We start from the raw sequence: 21018 nt of genomic DNA on the forward strand, positions 1-21018 counted from the left end.
ATGTCAGTCCTCTTGCGGCACGCCGTCCGCGATGTCGTAGTAGTCGCCCTTGTCCGCAACAAAGATATGCTTCTCCAGGGAGACACCGGTAGGTGCCTCGACCGAGCCAAGCGAAAAACAGATCGCGTCCCCATCTTCAGCTTTCCAGAACAGAAACGATCCGCAACGGGCGCAGAAACCCCGTTTCGCCACCGGACTGGCCGCGTACCAGCTCACCTCGCCGGAGATCATCAGCTCTGCCTCCGGCACGCGAGCCGACGACCATATACCCCCGGATTGCCGACGGCATTGGCCGCAGTGACACATCGAGGCGCCCTGCGGTTGGGCGGATGTCTCATAATGAATACCCCCGCAAAGACAGGACCCCTTGATCATCTTGCAACCTCCAGGTTGGGAGCGCTGCTCGCGCCGAGCAGAACGCCGTAAACAATGAAACAAATTGCCAGCAGGCGACGGATCCAGACGCTGAAGACGGCTTTCATTGCAGCTTTTCCCAGGCCGGCACCCAGCAGGGTAAAACCGGTGTAACTCAGAGTGGTCAGGCCCAAGGCAGTGGGCACGATCACCAGCATCTGGTCCCAGACCGGCACGTCCGGCTGGATGAACTGCGAGAACGCGGCGAGATAACCCGCCACGCTCTTCGGATTGATCACGGCCACCGCCAAGGCGTGCAGGTAGATGTGACGGGCGGGCCGGACAGTGGCCGGAACCGGGCGTGTCGCGTTGCGCCAACCACGCCAACCCAGATAAATCAGAAACCCGGCGCCAATCAGCTTGGCCACCAGAAATCCGGTGGGCGAGGCTGCGATCAGAGTCGTCACCCCCAGGGCCGACAGCAATAGGAACAACGTCGCTTGCGTCAGGATCGCCAGAACACCGACCATTGCACGCCCAAACCCCAAGGCCATTCCGTTGGAGATACAATTCACCGCATTCGGCCCGGGTGTGGTCACGAAGACAGCCCAGAACAACGCAAATATGATCCAGGCATCAATACTCATCAGTACACCGGTGGAGCAATAACCCAGACCGCGACGGCCGGCGTGTCATAGGGGTTGGCCCATTGGTACGGCTCTTCCTTGATCCGGAAACTGTCGCCGGGCCCCACGGTGAAACTGCGCCCCCCGATCAGCAGGTCCAACCGGCCTGAAATCATGTAGCCAACCTCCTGCGTCGGGCGGTCGGCGGGGGTCTGCATCCGCGAATGCGGACGAAAGGTGGAGTGCACCATCTCGAAGTCATCGGTCAGATCGGGCGACAGCAGTTCTTCGATCAGACCTTCGTCGCCCGACCCCATCGGACGGCGCGCGCCTGCGCGGACAATGTACCCCTGTTCTGAAACCGGCGCCGCCGAATGGGCAAACAACATCGACATCGGCACATCCAACGAGCTGGCAATCGCTCTAAGATCAGAAATCGACGGCTCCGACATATCCCGCTCGACCTGGCTCAACCAGCCAACAGACCGACCAAGACGCCCCGCAAGATCGGCAAGCGTCACGCCACGCGCCTTACGCAAGGCGCGCAGATCCGCACCGAGTGTTGCGTGATATGGTGATTGATCTGTCACAGGGACTCCATGAAAAAGCGGGTCATTTTTTCACGATGCACTGGCTTTGTGAAATTTCAAAGCCTTTTTTCATGAACAGCCCTGACAAACAAAAACCGGGGCCATAAAGGCGCCCGGCTTCGTCATCTTTCCATAAATACTCTGGGGTGAGGCCGTCAGGCCGAGGGGCAACGCCCCTTGATCACCGAATCAACCGGCGCGGCTGAAGACCCGCTTCAATATGAGCGTCAGCTGCTCTGCGTCTTCTTGCGTGAAGGCATCCGGCTGATCGCTGTCGATATCAAACACGCCGATCAGCGCTCCGTCGCGGTTCCATACCGGCAGCACCAGCTCGGACCGTGTCGATGACGCACAGGCGATATGGCCCGGAAAGGCGTCAATATCGGCGACCAGCTGCACCTCACCGCTGCGCGCCGCTGCTCCGCAGACGCCGCGTGAAAACGGGATCTGCAAACATCCATGACCACCCTGATAGGGGCCAATCTTCAGCAATTGCGGCGCCACTACCCGATAAAACCCAGTCCAGTTGAACCGATCATCGCTGTGGTGGACCTCACAGGTCACGGTTGCCATCAGCGCAACTTCGTCAGTCTCGCCCTCAGTCAGTGCAGCGATAGTCTTGGCAAGTGTTTCGTACTCGACCTGCAAGAGCAGCCCTCCTCAAGTGTAGCAGAGGGGGCTGTCTGCCCCCTCTTGACCTTCAGGTCAATTCACCCCCGAGAGTATTTTGGTAAAGGTGACATTCACACCCGCTCAATCGCGATTGCCGTTCCCTCGCCGCCGCCGATACAGATGGCAGCGATCCCCCGTTTGAGACCGCGTTTTTCCAGCGCGTTGAGCAAGGTCACAATAATCCGCGCACCAGAGGCCCCAATCGGATGCCCCAACGCGCAAGCACCGCCGTTCACGTTCACCTTGTCGCGCGGCAGCCCCATTTCACGCATGAAGGCCATTGGCACAACTGCGAAGGCTTCATTCACCTCCCACAGGTCGACATCATCGGTGGTCCAGCCGATCTTCTCCATCAGCTTCTTCGCTGCTGGGACTGGAGCAGTTGTGAACAGACCCGGCGCCTGTGCGTGGCTTGCATGCCCCATGATCCGGGCGCGTATGGTCAAGCCTTGCGCCTCGGCAGCCTCCTGCGAGGCCAGAACCAAGGCCGCCGCGCCATCGGAGATCGAGGAGGCATTTGCTGCCGTTACGGTGCCATCCTTGCGGAAGGCCGGTTTGAGCGTCGGGATCTTGTCGGGGCGCGCCGATTTCGGCTGCTCATCGGCATCCGTCACGACCTCGCCTTTTCGAGTTTTGACGGTGACAGCTGCGATTTCACCGTCAAACGCACCGCTTTCCTGTGCGGCCAGCGCATTGGATAGCGATGTCAGCGCGTATTCGTCCTGCGCTTCACGGGTGAATTGATAGGTCTCAGCGCAATCCTCGGCAAAGCTCCCCATCAGGCGGCCCTTGTCATAGGCGTCCTCGAGGCCGTCGAGAAACATATGATCAACCACCTGCCCGTGCCCGATCCGCGCGCCATTGCGCATCTTCGGCAGAAGATAAGGCGCATTGGTCATGCTCTCCATACCGCCCGCAACCATGGTATCGGTCTGCCCAAGCGCGATCTGATCATAAGCAATCATCGCGGCCTTCATCCCGGAGCCACACATCTTGTTCAGCGTCGTTGCAGGCACCTCTTCTCCGAGGCCAGCCGCAAACCCGGCCTGTCGCGCGGGCGCCTGGCCCTGGCCCGCCGGAAGGACGCAGCCCATCAGGACCTCATCCACAGTGCTGGCGCCTGCCCCCTCAAGAGCTGCGCGGATTGCAGCGCCGCCGAGGACGGCGGCCGCGACGCCGTCGTACATGCCCTGAAAACCTCCCATCGGGGTTCGGGCCGCGCCTGCGATCACTACATTTTTCATCTAATATTCCTCCTAATCTCGAAATAGTGCATACAAAATCGTAAGGATTGACGTCTAGTTTGATCGTCAACACATATTGACGCGGGGACACTCATGAGCCTGACGAGCACAACAGCAGATGGTACACAGATCGTGACCGTCAATGCCGAACGCATTGATGCAGCGATGGCCATCCAATTCAAAGAAGACATGCGCGCGACCACCGAAAATGGCCCTGATCGCGTCATTCTTGATCTGTCCGAAGTAAAATTCATCGATTCCAGCGGTCTTGGTGCTATTGTAGCTGCTATGAAGCAGCTCGGACAGGGCCGAAAACTGGATCTCGCCGGGCTGACGCCGATGGTCGACAAGGTGTTTCGACTGACGCGAATGGATACTGTTTTTGATTTGTATGCGTCACTGAGCGACGCAACGACTGCCACCCGCATCGATTCTTGACCCCACGCGTGTTTGTAACGCGGAGCGAAAAGACTATGGTAGAAACCTTTTCCTGCACGTTCACGGCAACGGAACTGGATGCCAGATCCGGTGTACAGGATGTTGTGGCGCGGCTGCGCAAAATGGGCATCCCGGAAGCCCGGGCGGATGAGGTGCAGATCGCCTTGACTGAGGCGGTGAACAACGTTGTCGAACATGCCTATGCCGGCATGGACATCGGGGATGTCCGCATACGGTGCAATCTGCACCCTGACCAGCTGTGGATCTCGATTGGCGATGGCGGCGCTCCGTTCAAGGATGGCGAATTGCCGATCGCGACCGCGCATGACTTGACTGTTGAGACCGACCAGCTGCCAGAAGGCGGCTTTGGCTGGCTGCTGATCCGCGAACTCACCTCAGATGTGCAATACAAGCGAGATGACAGCGGCAACAACCTTTCCCTGTGTTTCGAAATTCAGATGCGCAACGCCAATAGCGCGTGACGTCTAGCGCCCGAGTTCCGGCATCCAGCGCCACCATGCGGACGGCACATTGGCCACCCGGCGGCGAACACCAGACCTCCTCTCTCCTCTTTATCGCTCGGTTCATCGGGCTACAGGCGGCGCCAGTGCAGATAATCTGCGCCGGAACGGCGCCTTGCCGCATTGCGCCGTAGCGAAAGCGGCGACTCTTTCATCCTCCTTTGTCGTTGCCTTTGCGTCCGTGCGACCTAAGCTGCCTTCCAGTTACAGGAGGCACCATGCGCGATTTTCACTTCCCCGGACGGTCGGCGGTCTTTGCCGAAAATGGTCTCTGCGCCACATCTCATCCGCTGGCGGCGGGCGCGGCCATAGACATTCTGAAACGCGGCGGCAACGCGATGGATGCCGCAATCGCTGGCGCGGTGCTGCTTGGCATCTGTGAACCGCAAATGACCGGGATTGGTGGCGATTGTTTTGTTCTTTACTCCCGCCCCGGCTCGCCGGTTATGGCCCTGAACGGATCGGGGCGTGCCGCCGCGGCCGCCAACGCGGCCGGGCTGCGGGCGGATGGGTTGAGCGCGGTTCCCCTGACCAGCGCACATGCAGTGACCATACCCGGTGCAATCGACGCCTTCTGCAAACTCTCCGATACCGAAGGGCGGTTGGGGCTGGATGCCATCCTTGCCCCTGCTATCCACTATGCCGAAGTTGGGGTTCCGGTGGCTCCGCGAGTGGCCTTTGACTGGCAGAACGATGCCGACACGCTTCAGGGCAGCGCCCGCGACCAGTATCTTTTTGATGGTGAGCCACCGCGGATCGGGCAGATATTTCGCGCTCCAGGTCAAGCCGAGGTATTGCGGCGCGTCGCCAAAGACGGGCGTGATGCGTTTTATACGGGCGAGGTCGCCGAAGATATGATTGCTGCGTTGCAAGCCCGCGGCGGTTTGCAACGCAGCGAGGATTTTGCCGCTACGCAGGCTGACGTCACCATACCGGTTGTCGGCAGCTACAAGGATATCGAGCTGGTCGAACACCCGCCAAATGGTCAAGGGGCCACGGCTATTCTGATGCTGAATATCCTGAAGCATTTCGATATGGCAGGCATGAACCCAGTTGGCGCAGAACGTATTCACATCGAAGCCGAAGCCGCAAAGCTCGCCTATGATGCGCGCAACCGGTTCATCGCGGATCCAGATCACACGGCCCGTTTGGACCATATGCTGGCGCCGGAAACGGCGGTGCGCCTGGCCGAACTGATCAATCCGAAGCGCGCGATGGCTGCACCTGCTCCGATCAGTGAGGCAGTGCATAAAGACACGATCTATATCACTGTCGTCGACAAGGACCGCATGGCCGTTTCGCTGATCTATTCGATCTTCCACGGTTTCGGATCGGGGATCGCCTCCGACAAGTTTGGCATTCTGTTGCAAAACCGCGGCGCAGGTTTCACCTTGGAAGAGGGCCACCCCAACATGCTGGCAGGCGGCAAGCGGCCAATGCACACTATCATTCCGGGAATGCTGTGCAAGGAAGGCGCGGTCACCATGCCCTTTGGCGTGATGGGTGGTGCCTATCAGCCCAATGGTCACGCGCGATTCGTCTCTAACATGACGGATTTTCGCATGGATCCTCAGGCGGCGATCGATTTGCCCCGCGCCTTTGCCGATGGCGCCACCCTGAAGATCGAACGCGGCTACAGCGATGCGGTGAGACAAGAGCTCGCGGATATGGGACACAACATCGCGATACCGGAGACCGCAATTGGCGGAGCACAGGCGATCCAGATTCATCGCTCAGGTGTGCTGGAAGGTGCCAGCGACCCTCGCAAAGATGGCTGCGCTCTGGGGTATTAAACCGCACGACAAGACCGCAATTGAGAGAAATGGATCTTCGCACTTTGGCCGCGCCAGTGCGGAGTTCATAAGGCTGAGGTCCAAACGCCTGCCGCTTATATCAGTTCAGTTGATAATGCAGCTCATAGCTGCCTTCGTCAAAACTGCCGAACATCTCTGGAATATCGGGGTGCCCCACAGGTTCGCCGGAATAGTCGGCGATCAGGTTCTGTTCCGACACATAGGCCACGTAGTAGGTCTGATCGTTTTCCGCCAGCAGATGGTAATACGGCTGGTCCTTCACCGGGCGGCTGTCTTCGGGAATGGCCTCGTACCATTCCTCGGTATTGGCAAACTCTGGATCGACGTCGAACACAACTCCGCGAAAGGGATGTTTGCGGTGGCGGACAACCTGTCCCAGATTATATTTTGCGCGCGTTCTAAGCATGAATGCTGTTCCTATCGCCTCATGATACTCTGCGACAAGGGAAAATGTCGAATCCACGGCCCGGTTTCGCCGGAAACACTGTGTCATTCACGGTAGAACAATGCTGTCGCCATATACCTGCGCCTTCTGAGCCCTCGGCAAACAGCCGCGATAGCGCTCGGGTGCAGGGCTTTGCGCAGATGAACCCTTGGTTTCTGGGCAGCCAGCTTTCATATAGGGGGCAAGTTGGAAATGGAGAGCAAGCGCATGATCGATATTCTTGGCGGCGCGGGAGATATGGCCCCCGCAGGTGATCTGGTCAAAGACGTGACCGAGGCAACATTCATGCAGGACATTGTCGATGCGTCGATGCACGCGCCGGTGATCGTCGATTTCTGGGCTCCTTGGTGTGGCCCCTGCAAAACACTTGGACCCGCGCTGGAAGCTGCCGTGACCAAGGCAAAAGGCGCCGTCACCATGGCGAAGATCGACGTGGATCAGAACCAGCGTCTGGTTCAGGCCCTCTCGCAGCAAGGACTTCCTTTGCAGTCAATCCCGACGGTTGTCGCCTTTGTTCAGGGGCGGCCCATTGACATGTTTCAAGGCGCCGTAGCGCCATCTGAAATCGACGCATTCATCAAACGTGCAATCGAAGCAGCTGGTGGCAGCGCGGACGGCGGGCTGGGCGAAGCTGTCGAAGCGGCCGAGCAGATGCTAGCCGATGGTGATTTCGCGGATGCGGCGCAGACCTTCGCCGCCGTGCTTGGCGAAGATGATCACAGCGCCGCCGCCTACGGGGGGCTGGCACGCGCCCACGTCGCCATGGGAGATCTCGACCAGGCGGAGGCGGTGCTCAATGGCGCACCTGCCGATATCTCCGATGCCGCAGAAATCGAGGCCGCTCATGCCCAGATCGCCCTGGCTCGTCAGGCCGAGAATGCAGGTCCCGTGACGGAACTGCGCGCAACCGTGGACGCCTACCCCGAGGACCATCAGGCCCGGTTTGATCTGGCACAGGCCCTGCACGCAGCTGGCGACACCCAAGCCGCAGTGGATGAACTCCTGACATTGTTCCGCAAGGACCAAGAGTGGAACGACGGCGCGGCCAAAGCACAGTTGTTCACAATTTTCGACGCTCTGAAGCCAAACGATCCGATTGTCCTCAATGGTCGGCGCAAACTCAGCTCCATCATATTTGCCTAGGGCGGCGCCAGCGCTACAGTCCCTAGCATGATACAGGTTGCTGATCTGCCCGACACTCTGCCGGTGTTTCCGCTGCCCGGGGCGTTGCTCTTGCCCCGGGCGCGATTGCCGTTGCACATATTCGAACCGCGCTACCTGCAAATGCTGGAGGATGCGCTCAAGACGCCACACCGGATGATCGGCATGATACAGCCGTTCCCGTCGAAAACCGGCGACAATAGCCTGCACAGCATCGGCTGCGCCGGACGGGTGACGCAGTTTTCGGAAACCGAAGATGGCCGCTATCTGATTACCTTGTCCGGCGTCTCACGGTTTCGGATCAAGACCGAGATCAATGGGTTCACGCCATATCGGCGGTGCGATGTCGACTGGGACGGGTTTCATCGCGATCTGGGCCGGGTTGAGGCGGATGACGATTTCAACCGCGCCCGCTTTCTAGAGCTGCTCGAACGTTTCTTTGAATCGCGCAACCTTTCGACAGATTGGGATGCTCTCAAGGACGCCGAGGATGAGCTACTGATCAATTCCTTGTCGATGATGCTCGACTTCGACCCCGAAGACAAACAGGCCTTGCTCGAAGCGCCCTGCCTTGCCACAAGGCGCGAGACCCTGGTCACATTGATCGAATTCGCCCTTCGCGGCGGCTCGCATGAGGAAATTCTGCAATGAGCATTGAACCGTCTTCCACCGGAGCCAGTGAGGCGCCCTTTGACCGCCGGATGCTTGAGGCACTGGTCTGCCCGCGCACGCAGACGGTCCTTGAATACGATGCCTCAGCGCAGGAGCTGATATCGCGCGCGGCCAATCTGGCCTTTCCGATCCGCAATGGCATTCCTGTCATGCTTGAGGGCGAGGCGCGCGTTCTGGACTAGGCCGATACCTGCCGCAATGCGATTGAAGCTGAAATCTTGATGTGGCCGGGCAAGTTTTGTCCGGCCAATTTGATTTGCACCCGCACCATGGCCAGCTTCAGATCGGCAGCCCTTGAAGCAATCTCGGCAGATCCCCGGTCAGTCCGGCTGCCTCACGAATAAAGGTGCGGCGCAGCCCCGGAAAGGCGCCAACCACGGCCATCCCAACGTCGCGCCCCAAGCGCAGTAGCGGGTTATCGTTGGAAAACAGCCGGTTGAACGCATCGGTAGCTGCCGCCAGACTGGCGGTATCGAAGCGACGCCACTGTTGATAACGCGCAAGCACAAGCGGAGAGGCAATATCTTCGCCCCGGCGCTTTGCCTCCGTCAGCACCTCCGCCAATGCGCCGACATCGCGAAGCCCTGCATTCAGCCCCTGCCCTGCAATCGGGTGGACCCCATGGGCGGCATCGCCAACCAGCGCCAGCCGGTCAGCCACAAACGCATTGGCGAGGGTCAGGTTCAAAGGGTAGGTGAAACGGTCACCGGCCAAGCTGATCTCGCCCAGAAAATCGCCAAATCGGGGGCGCAGCGCCGCAAGGTAGTCCGCCTCGTCCAGGGCCTGGATCGCTTCAGCAACCCGGCTCCGTTCACTCCAGACGATGGAAGACCGATTGCCCGGCAACGGCAGAATCGCCAATGGGCCAGCGGGCATGAAAAATTGATGGGCGACGCCGTTGTGTGGCGCCTCGTGTTGAATGGCGCAAACCAGCGCCGTCTGACCATAATCCCAGCCGGTCCGTTTGATACCTGCGCGTGCTGCGGTGCCACTGCGCCGACCATCCGCCCCGACGATCATTCCCCCACGCAGCGCGTCACCAGAGGCCAGCGTAAGGGTCACACCAGTGGCGTCGACATGCTGCGCGACGACTGTCTGCTCATCCACCAGCGTGATTGCGGAATCCGCCTCCATCGCGCGGCGCAGGGCACGACGCAGATAGCGATCCTCAATCATGTATCCCATAGGACCATCTTCGATCTCGGCATGATCGAAATGCATGAAGAACGGCGATGGTCCCTGACCCGCGCGACCATCGGTGACCTTGATGTCCAGCATCGGCTGGGCCTTGTCCGCGACCTGCGACCAGACGCCAATCTGCTCCAGCAACCGCTGTGATGCGAGCGCCAGCGCATAGCTGCGCCCATCAAAGCCGTCATCGTCGCGCAGATCGCGCGGCAGCGCGTCGATCAGCGTCACTGTGTGGCCTGTCTGGGCCAGCGCCAATGCCAGGGCCGGACCATTCAGGCCACCGCCCACAATCAGGATGTCGGTTGTGTTTTTCATGCCCCGCAATATGCGCCTGCGATTGGGATTGTCCATGGGGCGCGGTGCCGCTACCGTCGCCTCATCCCGAGCAATTTGGAGAGGCGCACATGCAAGAATGGCTGACGCAAACCGCAGCGGATCTGGGCCGTGGCATTGAGGCAGGTGAAATCTGCCCGGTTGCCTTGACCAGAACCTATTTGGAGGCCATTGACGCCCATCCCAAGCGCGACCGGATCTACACCATCGTCACCCATGACCGCGCCCTTGCCGAGGCCGAAGCGGCAAAGCTGCGCGCGGCGCAGGGACAGCGGTTGTCGCTGCTAGACGGCGTTCCGATCAGCTGGAAGGATCTTTTTGACAGCGCTGATATCACAACCGAAGCCGGGTCCAATCTGCTAGCCGAGCGGGTCCCCGAACGCGATGCGCTGGTTCTGCAGACGGCAACATCAATGGGCGCTGTCTGCCTCGGCAAAACACATATGAGCGAGCTGGCCTTCTCCGGGCTCGGTCTCAATCCGGTGAAGGCAACACCGCCTTGCATCCATGACGATCAGGCAGCCCCTGGCGGATCGTCCTCCGGTGCGGCAGCTTCCGTCGCCTTTGGTCTGGCGGCCTGTGGAATAGGCTCTGATACAGGGGGATCTGTACGAATTCCCTCGGCCTGGAATGATCTTGTCGGACTAAAGACGACTTCCGGCCGGATCAGCCTGGAAGGGGTTGTCCCGCTTTGCCTCAGGTTTGATACCGTCGGCCCTCTGGCACGATCGGTCGAGGACGCCGCGCTTTATCTAGGTATGCTGGAGGGCACCCATGGCCCCGATCTGCGCGGAACCACCTTGGACGGACGCCGCTTTGCCGACCTGCGGACCGTGGCGCAGGAGGATCTGGCCCCTGAGATTGCCGAGGCCCACAGCGACGCCCTGAATAAACTACGCGCAGCCGGAGCAGATATTGTCCCGCTGGAGGTTCCTGTGCTGAAGGAGGCCATGTCGCTCAGTGCGATCCTCTTTACAGCGGAGGCCTACGGCCTGTGGAAAGATGTGATCGAGGCAGCACCACATCTGATGTTTCCCGAGATTCTGGAGCGGTTCCGCTCCGGGGCCGGTTTCAGCGGTCCGGACTATGTCGCCGCCTGGGCCAAGCTGGAGCAGTATCGAATGGACTGGGATCTGGCCACCGCAGGGTTTGACGGCGTTCTCTGCCCGACCTCTCCGATCCTGCCACCTGATGTCGAACGGCTTCAGAACGATCACGACTACTACATCCATTCAAATCTGATGGCCTTGCGCAACACCCGGATTGGCAATCTGATGGGACTGTGTGGCCTGTCACTGCCCACTGGCGTCCCCTCATGTGGCTTGCAGATCCTGGGGCAACCTGACTGCGAAGAGGCCCTCTTGCGCGTCGGCGCAGCTGTGGAGTGGGCATTGGCGTGAAAGCCACATTTTGCCAAGCCCACCTTCGCGCGGCTGGACGCAGAGGGATCCGCTCTGTAGTTTGTTTGTGAACGGGGCATTAACGATCCCGGACCTGAGGCCAAACACATGAATTTTCCGGAGCGGTTTTCAAACCTGCCGCCATACGCGTTCCCGCGACTGCGGGCCCTGTTGGACCATCACACGCCGGGCGGCGATGTGGTGCATATGACCATTGGCGAACCCAAACATGATTTCCCGGCCTGGGTGACGGATGTGATCGTCGAAAACGCCGCCGGCTTTCAGAGCTACCCTCCCAACGAGGGTAGCACCGAGCTGCGCGGCGCCATCAGCGACTGGATCAAGCGCCGCTATGATGTCAGCGTCGACCCAATGACACAGGTCATGGCGCTGAACGGCACCCGAGAAGGGCTCTACAATGCAGCGATGGCGCTCTGCCCGGAACAGAAAAACGGCCAGAAACCAGTCGTGCTGATCCCGAACCCCTTCTATCAGGTCTATATGGTTGCCTCGATCTCGGTTGCAGCAGAGCCGGTTTTTGTACCCGCGACGGCTGCGACGGGTCATCTGCCCGATTATAGCAGCCTGCCGCCCGAGGTGCTAAACCGCACTGCTGTCGCCTATATCTGTTCGCCCGCCAATCCGCAGGGTGCCGTAGCCAGCCGGGACTACTGGACCCGGCTTATCCAACTGGCCGAGCAGTATGATTTCCGCATCTTTGCCGATGAATGCTATTCTGAAATCTACCGGGATAGCGCACCGGTCGGTGCCCTGAGCGTCGCACAAGAAATGGGTGCGGACCCAGAACGGGTGGTGCTGTTCAATTCGCTCTCGAAGCGCTCCAATCTTGCTGGTCTCCGCTCGGGCCTCATCGTCGGCGGACCGGAAACGCTAAAGCGGGTGCATCAGCTGCGCGCCTATTCCGGCGCCCCGCTGCCCGCACCGCTACAGGCCGCTGCAGCCCGAGTTTGGGCGGATGAAGCGCATGTCGTGGAGAACCGCGCGCTTTATCAGGCAAAATACCGGATTGCGGATCAGGTTTTTGACGGGCTGGACGGTTACATGGCACCTGAGGCAGGATTTTTCCTCTGGCTACCGGTCGAGGACGGAGAGGCGGCGGCACTGAAACTGTGGCTGGACACCGGCGTACGGGTGCTGCCCGGATCTTATCTGGCCCAGGGCAACGGCACCAAGAACCCGGGCGCCGGTTATATTCGGGTGGCACTGGTCGCCCCCGCAGATCAGACCGAGGTAGCCCTGCGCAAATTGCGCAACTGCCTCTACTGATGACCCATTCGATGCGCCCCTTTCAACGAGCGGCGCCAAAATAAAAAAGCCATGGGGCCCAAATCCGCGCATAAGAAGCGGGACGCCCCGACGGACAAGATGAAACGAGGTAGGCATGGCATTTCAGACGCGCAGCCGCGATCCATTGCTGGACAGTAACATGCAGGCGGCCATCGAGAAGCGTGGCAAGGAACTGATTGGCGCACTGCTGATTGGCCTCGGCCTGATGGTTGCCCTGATGATCGGCAGCTATTCGGCGGATGATCCGAACTGGATGGTGTCGACTGACGCCCCGGTCCAGAATATGCTGGGTCGCACCGGTGCATCGCTGGCCTTCATTCTGATCACGCTCTTTGGCAAGGCCAGCTGGGCGATCGCGCTCTTCCTGACCGTCTGGGGTGGACGCTGCATCTTGCATCGCGGCGAAGACCGGTTCCTGTGGCCGCTGCTACTGTCGCTGCCCTGGCTGCTGCTGGTCTCCTTGCATCTGGAAACGCTGGTCCCATCCGACGCCTGGAAATCGGCGCATACCTTCGGTCTCGGCGGTATGATCGGATATACCTTTCTGGGGATGCTGTTGGCCCTGCTGCCAGTTGGGCTGATCTTTCTGGTCAAATTCCTCTCACTCCTCACCGCGCTTGGAATGTTGGGCCTGGGCGCCACCGTCCTCGGCTTTACCCGCGCTGAAGTCACCCGTGGTCTGCGGTTCGTATTGGTGGGTCTCATTCTGATCTACGGTGCGATCGCCGGTGTCCTCGGCCGGGGCGCAGCAAGCGGCATGCAGGCAGCACTCAACTATCGAAGCCGCCGCGCCGAACGTACAGCAGCAGCGGTCGCGATGGCAGATGTCGTCGACAGCACCGAAACCGACCCGCAGATGTTCGAGCCGTTGGAGTTCGACGACGGGCCCACAGCAGCGCCGCCGCTTGGTGCTCCGGTGCTTGGGCCGGCAGCCGCCCCTTATGGCCGGGTAGAACCGGCATTTGACATGCGCCACGAAGATGAGCCCGAACCGGTCAAGGAAAAGACTGGCCTGTTTGCCCGTGTGCCGAACCTCATCCGCCGGGTCGAACCAGTGATGCCCGAACCGGAACTTGTTGAACCCGTCCTGAGTGAGGCGAGCAGGGCAGCGGATCTGGACACCCTTCCCGGCGATGAGCGGATCGCCGAAAAAATTGCCAGTGCCGTACGCGTGCGCCGCGCTGCTGATGTGGCACCCGAAGTGGATTTCCCGCTGACCAAGGGCCGTGGACGTCGACCGGAACCCCTGATTTTCAACCCTAATCACAACGTCGAAGGTCTGCCGCCCGAACCACCGCTGACCGGTGCGTCGATGGACGCTATGGAGGCGGCGATGGGAACGGTCCCGCCTGTTCCACCCGCACCAGAGGTCGGATATTCCCCCGATGCTGAGCCGCACCCGGGGTACAATAGTGCTGCATATGAGCATCCGGCGTCAGCTGGGTTCGTCGACCATGTCGCCTCCGAAGGGCTGCCAAGCGCTCCGACCCCAGACGCCAGCGGTGCGCAGGTTCTGCGCCGTACCGCAGAAAGCGCCGCCGCATCTCATGCGGCAGCGGCGACGGTCGCCCCGCCCGTAACGCCCCCTGTGACACTTCCGGTGGCAGAGCCACGTCGGGCTGTTGTGGAACAGCCAGTCCGCAAGCCGCCGCAGCCATCGGCCCGCGCAAAGGCCGAAGCACAGCCCCCCTTGGCCTTTGAAGATGCCAGCAGTGATTTCGAATTGCCGCCGCTCTCGCTGCTGACCAGCCCGGCACAGATCGAACGCCACCACCTGAGTGACGAGGCGCTGGAAGAAAACGCGCGAATGCTGGAATCGGTCTTGGATGACTATGGCGTCAAGGGTGACATCGTCTCGGTGCGCCCCGGTCCCGTTGTCACCATGTATGAACTGGAGCCGGCACCGGGTCTCAAGGCCAGCCGCGTGATCGGTCTGGCCGATGATATCGCACGCTCCATGTCCGCACTATCCGCGCGGGTCTCTACCGTGCCGGGTCGCACCGTGATCGGTATCGAACTGCCCAACGACAAGCGTGAGAAAGTTGTCCTTCGCGAAATTCTTGCGTCACGCGATTTTGGCGATGGCACCCATGCGCTGCCACTGGCGCTTGGCAAGGATATTGGCGGTGACAGCATGGTCGCCAACCTTGCGAAAATGCCTCACCTGCTGATCGCAGGGACCACCGGCTCGGGTAAATCGGTGGCGATCAACACCATGATCCTGTCGCTGCTGTACAAGCTGACGCCCGAAGAATGCCGTCTGATCATGATCGACCCGAAGATGCTGGAACTCTCCGTATATGATGGCATTCCGCATCTTCTCTCGCCTGTGGTGACAGATCCGAAAAAGGCCGTCGTCGCCCTGAAATGGGTAGTCGGCGAAATGGAAGATCGCTATCGCAAGATGTCGAAAATGGGCGTGCGGAATATTGCGGGCTACAATGGCCGGGTGAAAGAAGCGCTTAACAAAGGCGAGATGTTCAGCCGCACCGTGCAAACCGGATTTGACGACGACACAGGCGAACCGGTCTTTGAAACCGAAGAATTCGCGCCCGAGGCGTTGCCCTATATCGTGGTCATCGTCGATGAGATGGCCGACCTGATGATGGTTGCGGGGAAGGAGATCGAGGCCTGCATCCAGCGTCTGGCGCAGATGGCCCGGGCATCGGGCATTCACCTGATCATGGCCACGCAACGGCCCTCGGTCGACGTGATCACCGGTACGATCAAGGCGAATTTCCCTACGCGGATTTCGTTCCAGGTGACCTCCAAGGTCGACAGCCGGACCATTCTCGGCGAAATGGGCGCCGAGCAGCTGCTGGGTATGGGCGACATGCTCTATATGGCGGGCGGCGCGAAGATAACCCGCTGCCACGGCCCGTTTGTGTCAGATGAAGAAGTCGAAGAGGTGGTCAACCACCTCAAGCAATTCGGACCGCCCGAATATATCGGCAATGTGCTTGACGGCCCGGATGACGATAAGGCCGACAATATTGATGCGGTGCTGGGTCTCTCTACCGGTGGCAATACCGATACCGAGGACGCGCTATACGATACGGCGGTACAGATCGTCATCAAGGATCGCAAATGCTCGACCTCCTATATCCAGCGAAAACTGGCCATCGGCTACAACAAGGCAGCACGTCTTGTTGAGCAGATGGAGGAAGAAGGGCTCGTCTCTCCTGCAAACCACGTCGGAAAAAGGGAAATTCTGGTTCCCGAGCAATAGTCGTTTCACGGCGGGGCCAATTGGTCCCGCCTCTTCACATTTGCCAATGTCTCCCTATTTAGAAACCATGAAACAACTTGCCTACGCCCTAGCGCTGACGCTCTGTGCCCCGGCTGCATGGGCAGCCGAGAAACTGAGCCTGAACGACGTTTCGCAATATCTGAACGGGATCTCTACTGCGACAGCCCCGTTCAGCCAGATTAATGACGATGGTAGCCTCTCTACCGGCAAGCTTTATATGCACCGGCCCGGACGGATGCGGTTCGAATATGATCCGCCCAACAAGGGGGTTGTGGTTGCAGGCGCGGGCGCTGTTCTGATTCAGGATCCGAAGTCAAACCAGCCGCCGGAGACCTATCCACTCAACCGAACGCCACTTTCGCTGATCCTGGCCCGCAATGTGAACCTGGGCCGTGCCAATATGGTGGTGGGTCACGGCTTCGATGGCACCTCCACGATTATTCGCGCGCAGGATCCTAAAAACCCGGAATATGGCAGTATCGAAATGATGTTCACCGACAACCCGGTTGAGCTGCGGAAATGGGTGATCCACGATGGTTCCGGCGGCAAGACCACGGTGATCCTTGGCGGGCTGCAAACCGGGGTCAAGCTGTCCTCCAAACTGTTCAACACCAGTTCAGCCCCGTCACGCTAAAGAGTGGCGACGTCAGACAAGAGACCCCCCGCCCGAACAATCGGACGGGGGGTCTCTTGTCGTAATGATCGCAACAGTCAGCGTGCGCGGCGACAGGTGGCAAGCTGTGTCTGATACATCTCAGCCCGCGCCTGTACCTTGGCAGCAACCCGCAGCAGCCATGGTTTGGATCGGTAGGTTCCGCGGGCGAAACCGGTATGGCCATCATGGTAGGCTAGGTACTGGTTGCGCGCATCATAGAGCGACACACCGTTGCGGTCCCGCGTCTGGTTCATATACCAGCCCATGAAATCGGTGGCGTCCTTGATCCGGTTGCGCTTGGCGCCGCGGCGGCCGGCAGATTTGCGATAATCGTCCCAGGTGCCATCGAGCGCCTGACTGTAGCCATAAGCGCTGGACTGCCGCCCCATCGGGATCACCCCTAGCGCAAAGCGGTGCGGTGTGCGCGCGTCGGACCGGAAACGGCTTTCCTGATGGATGATGGCCATCTGCACATGCATGGGAACACCCCAGCGCTTCTCTGTGGCGCGGAACGCCTTCAGATACTCGGGCCGTTGCTTGATGATGCTGCACGCATTGTCGAGATTGCGCGGCGGTGAGCCACCGCCACCTCCGCAGGATGCCACGATCAGCAATAGGATCATGGCGCCTATGATTCTGCTCATTGCCTCTGCCTCTTGTAAATCACTGGGCGTATTTTGGCGGCAGTGTAGCTAATCACGAGCGGCGTGAAAATCACTATTCCGTGGCGCCGGCAACCTGTCCCGGACCAGCGCCACCGATCATCGGCGGTCAGAGGTCAAATGTCGCGAAGACAGGCGCATGGTCACTTGGTTTCTCCCATCCACGCGCATCCCGCATTACCCGACTGGAATGGGAGGATTTTTTGATGTCGGAGCTGGCCCAGACATGGTCCAGTCGGCGCCCCTTGTCCGCCGCATCCCAATCCTTGGCACGGTAGCTCCACCAGCTGTAGAGCCGCCCATCCGGGATATCATTGCGGGTGACATCCGACCAGCCACCCGCCTCCATGACATCGGCGAAATGTTCGACCTCAATCGGAGTGTGGCTCACCACTTTCAGCAGCTTCTTGTGATCCCAGACGTCATCTTCGCGTGGCGCGATATTGAGGTCTCCGACAAGGATGGATTTTTCCGGCCGCTCAGAGTGAAACCAGTCCCGCATATCAGTAAGATAGTCGAGCTTCTGGCCGAATTTCTCATTGACCTCGCGGTCAGGCACATCGCCGCCAGCGGGGACATAAAAGTTATGGATGGTAACGCCATTTTCGAGACGGCCCGCGATGTGGCGGGCATGGCCAAGACCGGCAAAATCCTTGTCACCGACATCCTCGATCGGCAGCCGGGAAAGAATTGCGACGCCGTTGTAACCCTTCTGGCCGCGGGCGATCATATGGCCGTAGCCCAGCTCGGCAAATTGCTCCAAGGGAATCTTGTCGACCGGGCTCTTACACTCCTGCAGGCAGAGTACATCCGGTCCCTCCTCTGCCAACAGCTTGCAGACAATCGGCTCCCGCAGGCGAACCGAATTGATATTCCAGGTGGCTAGGGTAAACGACATCGCGCGCCTCTTTCTCAAATGTCTGTGCTGTTGGCCGGATACTGCCCGCTCTGGCGCGGTGATACCAGTGCACAAATGGCATCGGGAAAACGGCGAAATCATCGCCGTATCTTCATCATTCGCGCTGCTATGAACGAAAAAAAGCCGGGCACTAGGCCCGGCAGTCCAACAGGGAGGAACATGTCATTACCCGGACATGCACGGGATCTCTCGTCAGTGCCGTCGCACTTGTCTCAATGACCACCGTACCTCCCAGACCGGGCGATTCTGTGGCGCTGAGGTGTCAGATGGCCAGTTTGTAGCCACCCGACTCTGTGACTAGTATACGTGCATTTGACGGATCTGGTTCAATTTTTTGGCGAAGTCGGTAGATATGGGTTTCCAGCGTATGGGTTGTAACCCCGGCATTGTAGCCCCAGACCTCGTGCAGCAGCACATCGCGTTGCACAACCCCCTCGTTAGAGCGGTACAGGAATTTCAGGATATTGGTTTCCTTCTCGGTGAGGCGGATCTTGCGATCGTCCTCGGTCAGAAGCAGTTTCATCGCCGGTTTGAACGTATAAGGACCAAGTGCAAATACGGCATCTTCGGATTGTTCATGCTGGCGCAGCTGCGCGCGGATCCGGGCCAGCAGGACCGGGAACTTGAACGGTTTGGTAACATAGTCATTCGCCCCGGCATCCAGACCGAGGATCGTATCCGCATCGCTGTCATGCCCGGTCAGCATCAGAATCGGTGCTTTCACACCTTGTTTGCGCATCAGGCGGCAGAGTTCGCGGCCATCGGTATCGGGGAGGCCAACATCCAGGATGATCAGGTCATAAAGCGCCTCTTTTGCGCGCTCCATAGCTGTCTGACCGTTCTCGGCTTCGAACACGTCGAAGTCTTCGGTCATAACCAGCTGCTCGCTCAGGGCTTCGCGCAGATCTTCATCATCGTCTACAAGCAGAATTTTCTTCAGTTGGGCCATAACCTTGTCCTCCTGTGCCGTGCACAACAGATGCGCAGTCCGCCGCCCGATCACAAGTTATGCTGCAAGAGTTTCACGCCGACGTGTCCATGGGGCGGGAATTGTTTCACTTTTCCATCGTTTATGACTACTTAAATACTGTTCACCGCAGCGGTGCCGCGCCCCAAGACGTCAATGACCCACAGGATTTCCGCATGAGTCTGATGCCCACGATGATCGACCTACTGGCCCGCGCGCGGGTGGACCTGCGTATGGGCTTGCCGGTCGTCCTGACCACGCCCGATCAGGCGGTATTGGCCGTCGCGGTTGAACCATTGGACAGCACCCGACTGGCGAGCCTGCGCACGCTTGGCCCGCTGACATTGGCCGTGACAGCCCGGCGGGCGAGTACTCTGAAGGCCCGTGCCTATGATGGCGATGTTGCCCGCATCAGCGTTCCAAATTCAGCGGATCTGTCTTGGCTTCAGGCCGTTGCCGACCCCGCTGACGACCTGAGCACACCGATGAAGGGCCCGCTTCAAAGCGGTCGCGAAGGCAATGCAGAGCTGCACCGGTTGGCCATTGCCTTGGCCAAATCGGCCCGCCTGTTGCCTGCCGCGGTGGTTTGCCCCCTGCAACATCCCGCACAATTCGCCCAGAGCCATGGGCTGACAACCCTGCCGCTCGCCGCAGTTGCACCGCTGATGGTCGAAAGTTCGCCGCTTCATCCCGTCGCCGCAGCTCGTCTTCCAATCGCTGCAGCCGAAGCCGGGCGGCTGCACATCTTTCGCCCGGAAGATGGCGCGGAAGAACATTATGCCATCGAAATCGGCAAACCTGACCGTAGCCTTCCAGTCCTTGCCCGACTGCATTCCGCGTGTTTCACAGGCGATGTTCTTGGCTCGCTCAAATGCGATTGCGGCCCCCAGCTGCATGGAGCGCTGAACCAGATGGGCGCCGAAGGACAGGGCGTACTGCTCTACCTCAACCAGGAGGGGCGCGGCATTGGCCTTGCTAATAAAATGCGCGCATATTCCCTGCAAGATCAGGGGTTTGACACGGTTGAGGCCAATCATCGCCTTGGGTTCGAAGATGATGAGAGAGATTTTCGCCTAGGCTCCGCAATCCTGAAGGAGCTGGGCTTTTCTTCGGTGAGACTGCTGACCAACAACCCCAACAAGATTTCCATGATGGAAAAAACCGGCATCACAGTCACCGAACGGGTACCGCTGAAGGTCGGGGAGACCGCGTTCAACCGCGAATATCTCGCAACAAAAGCCGCCAAATCCGGCCACATGCTATGAGATCGGGCATCCCGCGTGACCTGCGGTCAACCGATATGCTGCTCACCCCAAGGGGCCTGCGCTTTGCTGGACGCACCCTGCCCTGTTCAATCGGGCGCGGTGGGCTGAGTCCGAACAAGGTCGAGGGCGATGGTGCAACGCCAATCGGCTGCCATCTTGTCGTCGGTATGCTCTATCGACCGGACCGAATGGCACCACCAACCGATTGGGCTGAGCCGATCGGGCCCGGCGACCTGTGGTCCGACGCTTCCGACGCCGAGGATTACAACCAACACGTCCGCGCGCCATACTCCGACAGCCATGAAGCCCTCAGACGTGCTGACCCGTTGTATGATCTGGTCCTGGTCACGGATTGGAACTGGCCGGTTGCCGAGCCCGGCCGTGGGTCGGCAATCTTCCTGCATCAGTGGCGGCGCCCCGGCTTCCCGACCGAGGGCTGCATCGCTTTTTCGCGTCAGGATTTACACTGGCTGGCCAAACTGGTTCTGCCCGGTACACGCCTTGTGGTGCCACCGCTGGCGCGCTGAGACG

General features: G+C 59.7%; 22 protein-coding genes. 12 read left to right on the forward strand and 10 right to left on the reverse strand.

Annotated elements, in window-relative coordinates:
* Window positions 1-3: 3 nt before the first annotated feature.
* From VWZ81_RS09710 to VWZ81_RS09730, 5 genes are all read right to left on the reverse strand, one after another.
* Window positions 4-375 (reverse strand): GFA family protein, encoded by a 372-nt coding sequence (locus VWZ81_RS09710; protein ID WP_340546915.1) that lies wholly within the window; start codon window positions 373-375, stop codon window positions 4-6.
* Window positions 372-1001: a LysE family translocator gene (locus tag VWZ81_RS09715; RefSeq protein WP_416541501.1), complete on the reverse strand. Its 630-nt coding sequence runs from the start codon at window positions 999-1001 to the stop codon at window positions 372-374. Before VWZ81_RS09715 ends, VWZ81_RS09710 begins: the two co-directional genes overlap by 4 nt.
* Complete coding sequence (locus VWZ81_RS09720) at window positions 1001-1570, reverse strand: helix-turn-helix domain-containing protein (protein ID WP_340546917.1); 570 nt, start codon at window positions 1568-1570, stop codon at window positions 1001-1003. The genes VWZ81_RS09715 and VWZ81_RS09720 overlap by 1 nt, the downstream gene beginning before the upstream one ends.
* Before the next feature lie 189 nt (window positions 1571-1759).
* The gene (locus tag VWZ81_RS09725; protein WP_416542610.1) at window positions 1760-2218 is read right to left on the reverse strand and encodes a GAF domain-containing protein; all 459 of its coding nucleotides are present in this window, start codon (window positions 2216-2218) and stop codon (window positions 1760-1762) included.
* Window positions 2219-2313: 95 nt separating this feature from the next.
* Entirely contained in the window at window positions 2314-3486 is a 1173-nt protein-coding gene (locus tag VWZ81_RS09730; RefSeq protein ID WP_416542611.1) for an acetyl-CoA C-acyltransferase, read from the reverse strand.
* A gap of 93 nt (window positions 3487-3579) precedes the next feature.
* Here VWZ81_RS09730 and VWZ81_RS09735 point away from each other — a divergent pair, with 93 nt between their 5' ends.
* The 3 genes from VWZ81_RS09735 (at window position 3580) to VWZ81_RS09745 (ending at window position 6238) form a co-directional block, all read left to right on the forward strand.
* Window positions 3580-3924: an STAS domain-containing protein gene (locus VWZ81_RS09735; RefSeq protein WP_340546920.1), complete on the forward strand. Its 345-nt coding sequence runs from the start codon at window positions 3580-3582 to the stop codon at window positions 3922-3924.
* A gap of 35 nt (window positions 3925-3959) precedes the next feature.
* Complete coding sequence (locus VWZ81_RS09740; protein WP_340546921.1) at window positions 3960-4406, forward strand: ATP-binding protein; 447 nt, start codon at window positions 3960-3962, stop codon at window positions 4404-4406.
* A gap of 257 nt (window positions 4407-4663) precedes the next feature.
* On the forward strand, window positions 4664-6238 hold the full coding sequence (locus VWZ81_RS09745) for a gamma-glutamyltransferase family protein (protein ID WP_416542612.1): 1575 nt from the start codon (window positions 4664-4666) through the stop codon (window positions 6236-6238).
* A 100-nt stretch (window positions 6239-6338) separates the two neighbouring features.
* Here the strand turns inward: VWZ81_RS09745 and hspQ are convergent, their stop codons facing one another.
* Complete coding sequence (gene hspQ / locus VWZ81_RS09750; protein WP_340546923.1) at window positions 6339-6665, reverse strand: heat shock protein HspQ; 327 nt, start codon at window positions 6663-6665, stop codon at window positions 6339-6341.
* A gap of 246 nt (window positions 6666-6911) precedes the next feature.
* On the opposite strand from hspQ, the gene VWZ81_RS09755 reads away from it, so the two are divergent.
* Genes VWZ81_RS09755 through VWZ81_RS09765 form a run of 3 tightly spaced genes read left to right on the forward strand, consistent with a single transcriptional unit; the run spans window position 6912 to window position 8719 of the window.
* Complete coding sequence (locus tag VWZ81_RS09755) at window positions 6912-7847, forward strand: tetratricopeptide repeat protein (protein ID WP_416542613.1); 936 nt, start codon at window positions 6912-6914, stop codon at window positions 7845-7847.
* A 27-nt stretch (window positions 7848-7874) separates the two neighbouring features.
* Window positions 7875-8516 carry an LON peptidase substrate-binding domain-containing protein gene (locus VWZ81_RS09760; RefSeq protein ID WP_416542614.1) on the forward strand — a complete coding sequence of 214 codons (642 nt, stop codon included), beginning with the start codon at window positions 7875-7877 and terminating at the stop codon, window positions 8514-8516.
* On the forward strand, window positions 8513-8719 hold the full coding sequence (locus VWZ81_RS09765) for a Trm112 family protein (protein ID WP_340546926.1): 207 nt from the start codon (window positions 8513-8515) through the stop codon (window positions 8717-8719). Before VWZ81_RS09760 ends, VWZ81_RS09765 begins: the two co-directional genes overlap by 4 nt.
* A gap of 97 nt (window positions 8720-8816) precedes the next feature.
* Here the strand turns inward: VWZ81_RS09765 and VWZ81_RS09770 are convergent, their stop codons facing one another.
* On the reverse strand, window positions 8817-10043 hold the full coding sequence (locus tag VWZ81_RS09770) for an FAD-dependent monooxygenase (RefSeq protein ID WP_340546927.1): 1227 nt from the start codon (window positions 10041-10043) through the stop codon (window positions 8817-8819).
* A gap of 89 nt (window positions 10044-10132) precedes the next feature.
* Between VWZ81_RS09770 and VWZ81_RS09775 the strand changes: the two genes are divergently transcribed.
* The 4 genes from VWZ81_RS09775 to VWZ81_RS09790 all read left to right on the forward strand — a co-directional run bounded on the left by VWZ81_RS09775 (window position 10133) and on the right by VWZ81_RS09790 (window position 16653).
* Entirely contained in the window at window positions 10133-11461 is a 1329-nt protein-coding gene (locus VWZ81_RS09775; RefSeq protein WP_416542615.1) for an amidase, read from the forward strand.
* Between the two features lie 108 nt (window positions 11462-11569).
* Window positions 11570-12748, forward strand: coding sequence for an aminotransferase class I/II-fold pyridoxal phosphate-dependent enzyme (locus tag VWZ81_RS09780; protein WP_416542616.1), 1179 nt, complete (start codon window positions 11570-11572; stop codon window positions 12746-12748).
* Between the two features lie 115 nt (window positions 12749-12863).
* The gene (locus tag VWZ81_RS09785) at window positions 12864-15998 is read left to right on the forward strand and encodes a DNA translocase FtsK (protein WP_416542617.1); all 3135 of its coding nucleotides are present in this window, start codon (window positions 12864-12866) and stop codon (window positions 15996-15998) included.
* Between the two features lie 67 nt (window positions 15999-16065).
* Entirely contained in the window at window positions 16066-16653 is a 588-nt protein-coding gene (locus VWZ81_RS09790) for a LolA family protein (protein ID WP_340546931.1), read from the forward strand.
* Window positions 16654-16730: 77 nt separating this feature from the next.
* Here VWZ81_RS09790 and VWZ81_RS09795 read toward each other — a convergent pair whose 3' ends face one another.
* From VWZ81_RS09795 to VWZ81_RS09805, 3 genes are all read right to left on the reverse strand, one after another.
* A complete protein-coding gene (locus tag VWZ81_RS09795) occupies window positions 16731-17318 on the reverse strand; it encodes a transglycosylase SLT domain-containing protein (RefSeq protein ID WP_340546932.1) in 588 nt (195 codons plus the stop codon).
* A gap of 127 nt (window positions 17319-17445) precedes the next feature.
* On the reverse strand, window positions 17446-18234 hold the full coding sequence (locus VWZ81_RS09800; RefSeq protein WP_416542618.1) for an exodeoxyribonuclease III: 789 nt from the start codon (window positions 18232-18234) through the stop codon (window positions 17446-17448).
* A gap of 283 nt (window positions 18235-18517) precedes the next feature.
* On the reverse strand, window positions 18518-19204 hold the full coding sequence (locus tag VWZ81_RS09805; protein ID WP_340546934.1) for a response regulator transcription factor: 687 nt from the start codon (window positions 19202-19204) through the stop codon (window positions 18518-18520).
* Window positions 19205-19398: 194 nt separating this feature from the next.
* Here VWZ81_RS09805 and ribA point away from each other — a divergent pair, with 194 nt between their 5' ends.
* Both ribA and VWZ81_RS09815 read left to right on the forward strand, forming a co-directional pair.
* Window positions 19399-20487 carry a GTP cyclohydrolase II gene (ribA, locus tag VWZ81_RS09810; protein WP_416542619.1) on the forward strand — a complete coding sequence of 363 codons (1089 nt, stop codon included), beginning with the start codon at window positions 19399-19401 and terminating at the stop codon, window positions 20485-20487.
* Window positions 20488-20522: 35 nt separating this feature from the next.
* Window positions 20523-21014, forward strand: a complete 492-nt coding sequence (locus VWZ81_RS09815) for a L,D-transpeptidase family protein (protein ID WP_416534506.1) — start codon at window positions 20523-20525, stop codon at window positions 21012-21014.
* Window positions 21015-21018 lie beyond the last annotated feature (4 nt).

It is taken from the genome of Phaeobacter sp. JH20_34, assembly GCF_048056095.1.
In the GTDB taxonomy this organism is placed as follows: Bacteria; Pseudomonadota; Alphaproteobacteria; order Rhodobacterales; family Rhodobacteraceae; genus Phaeobacter; species Phaeobacter bryozoorum.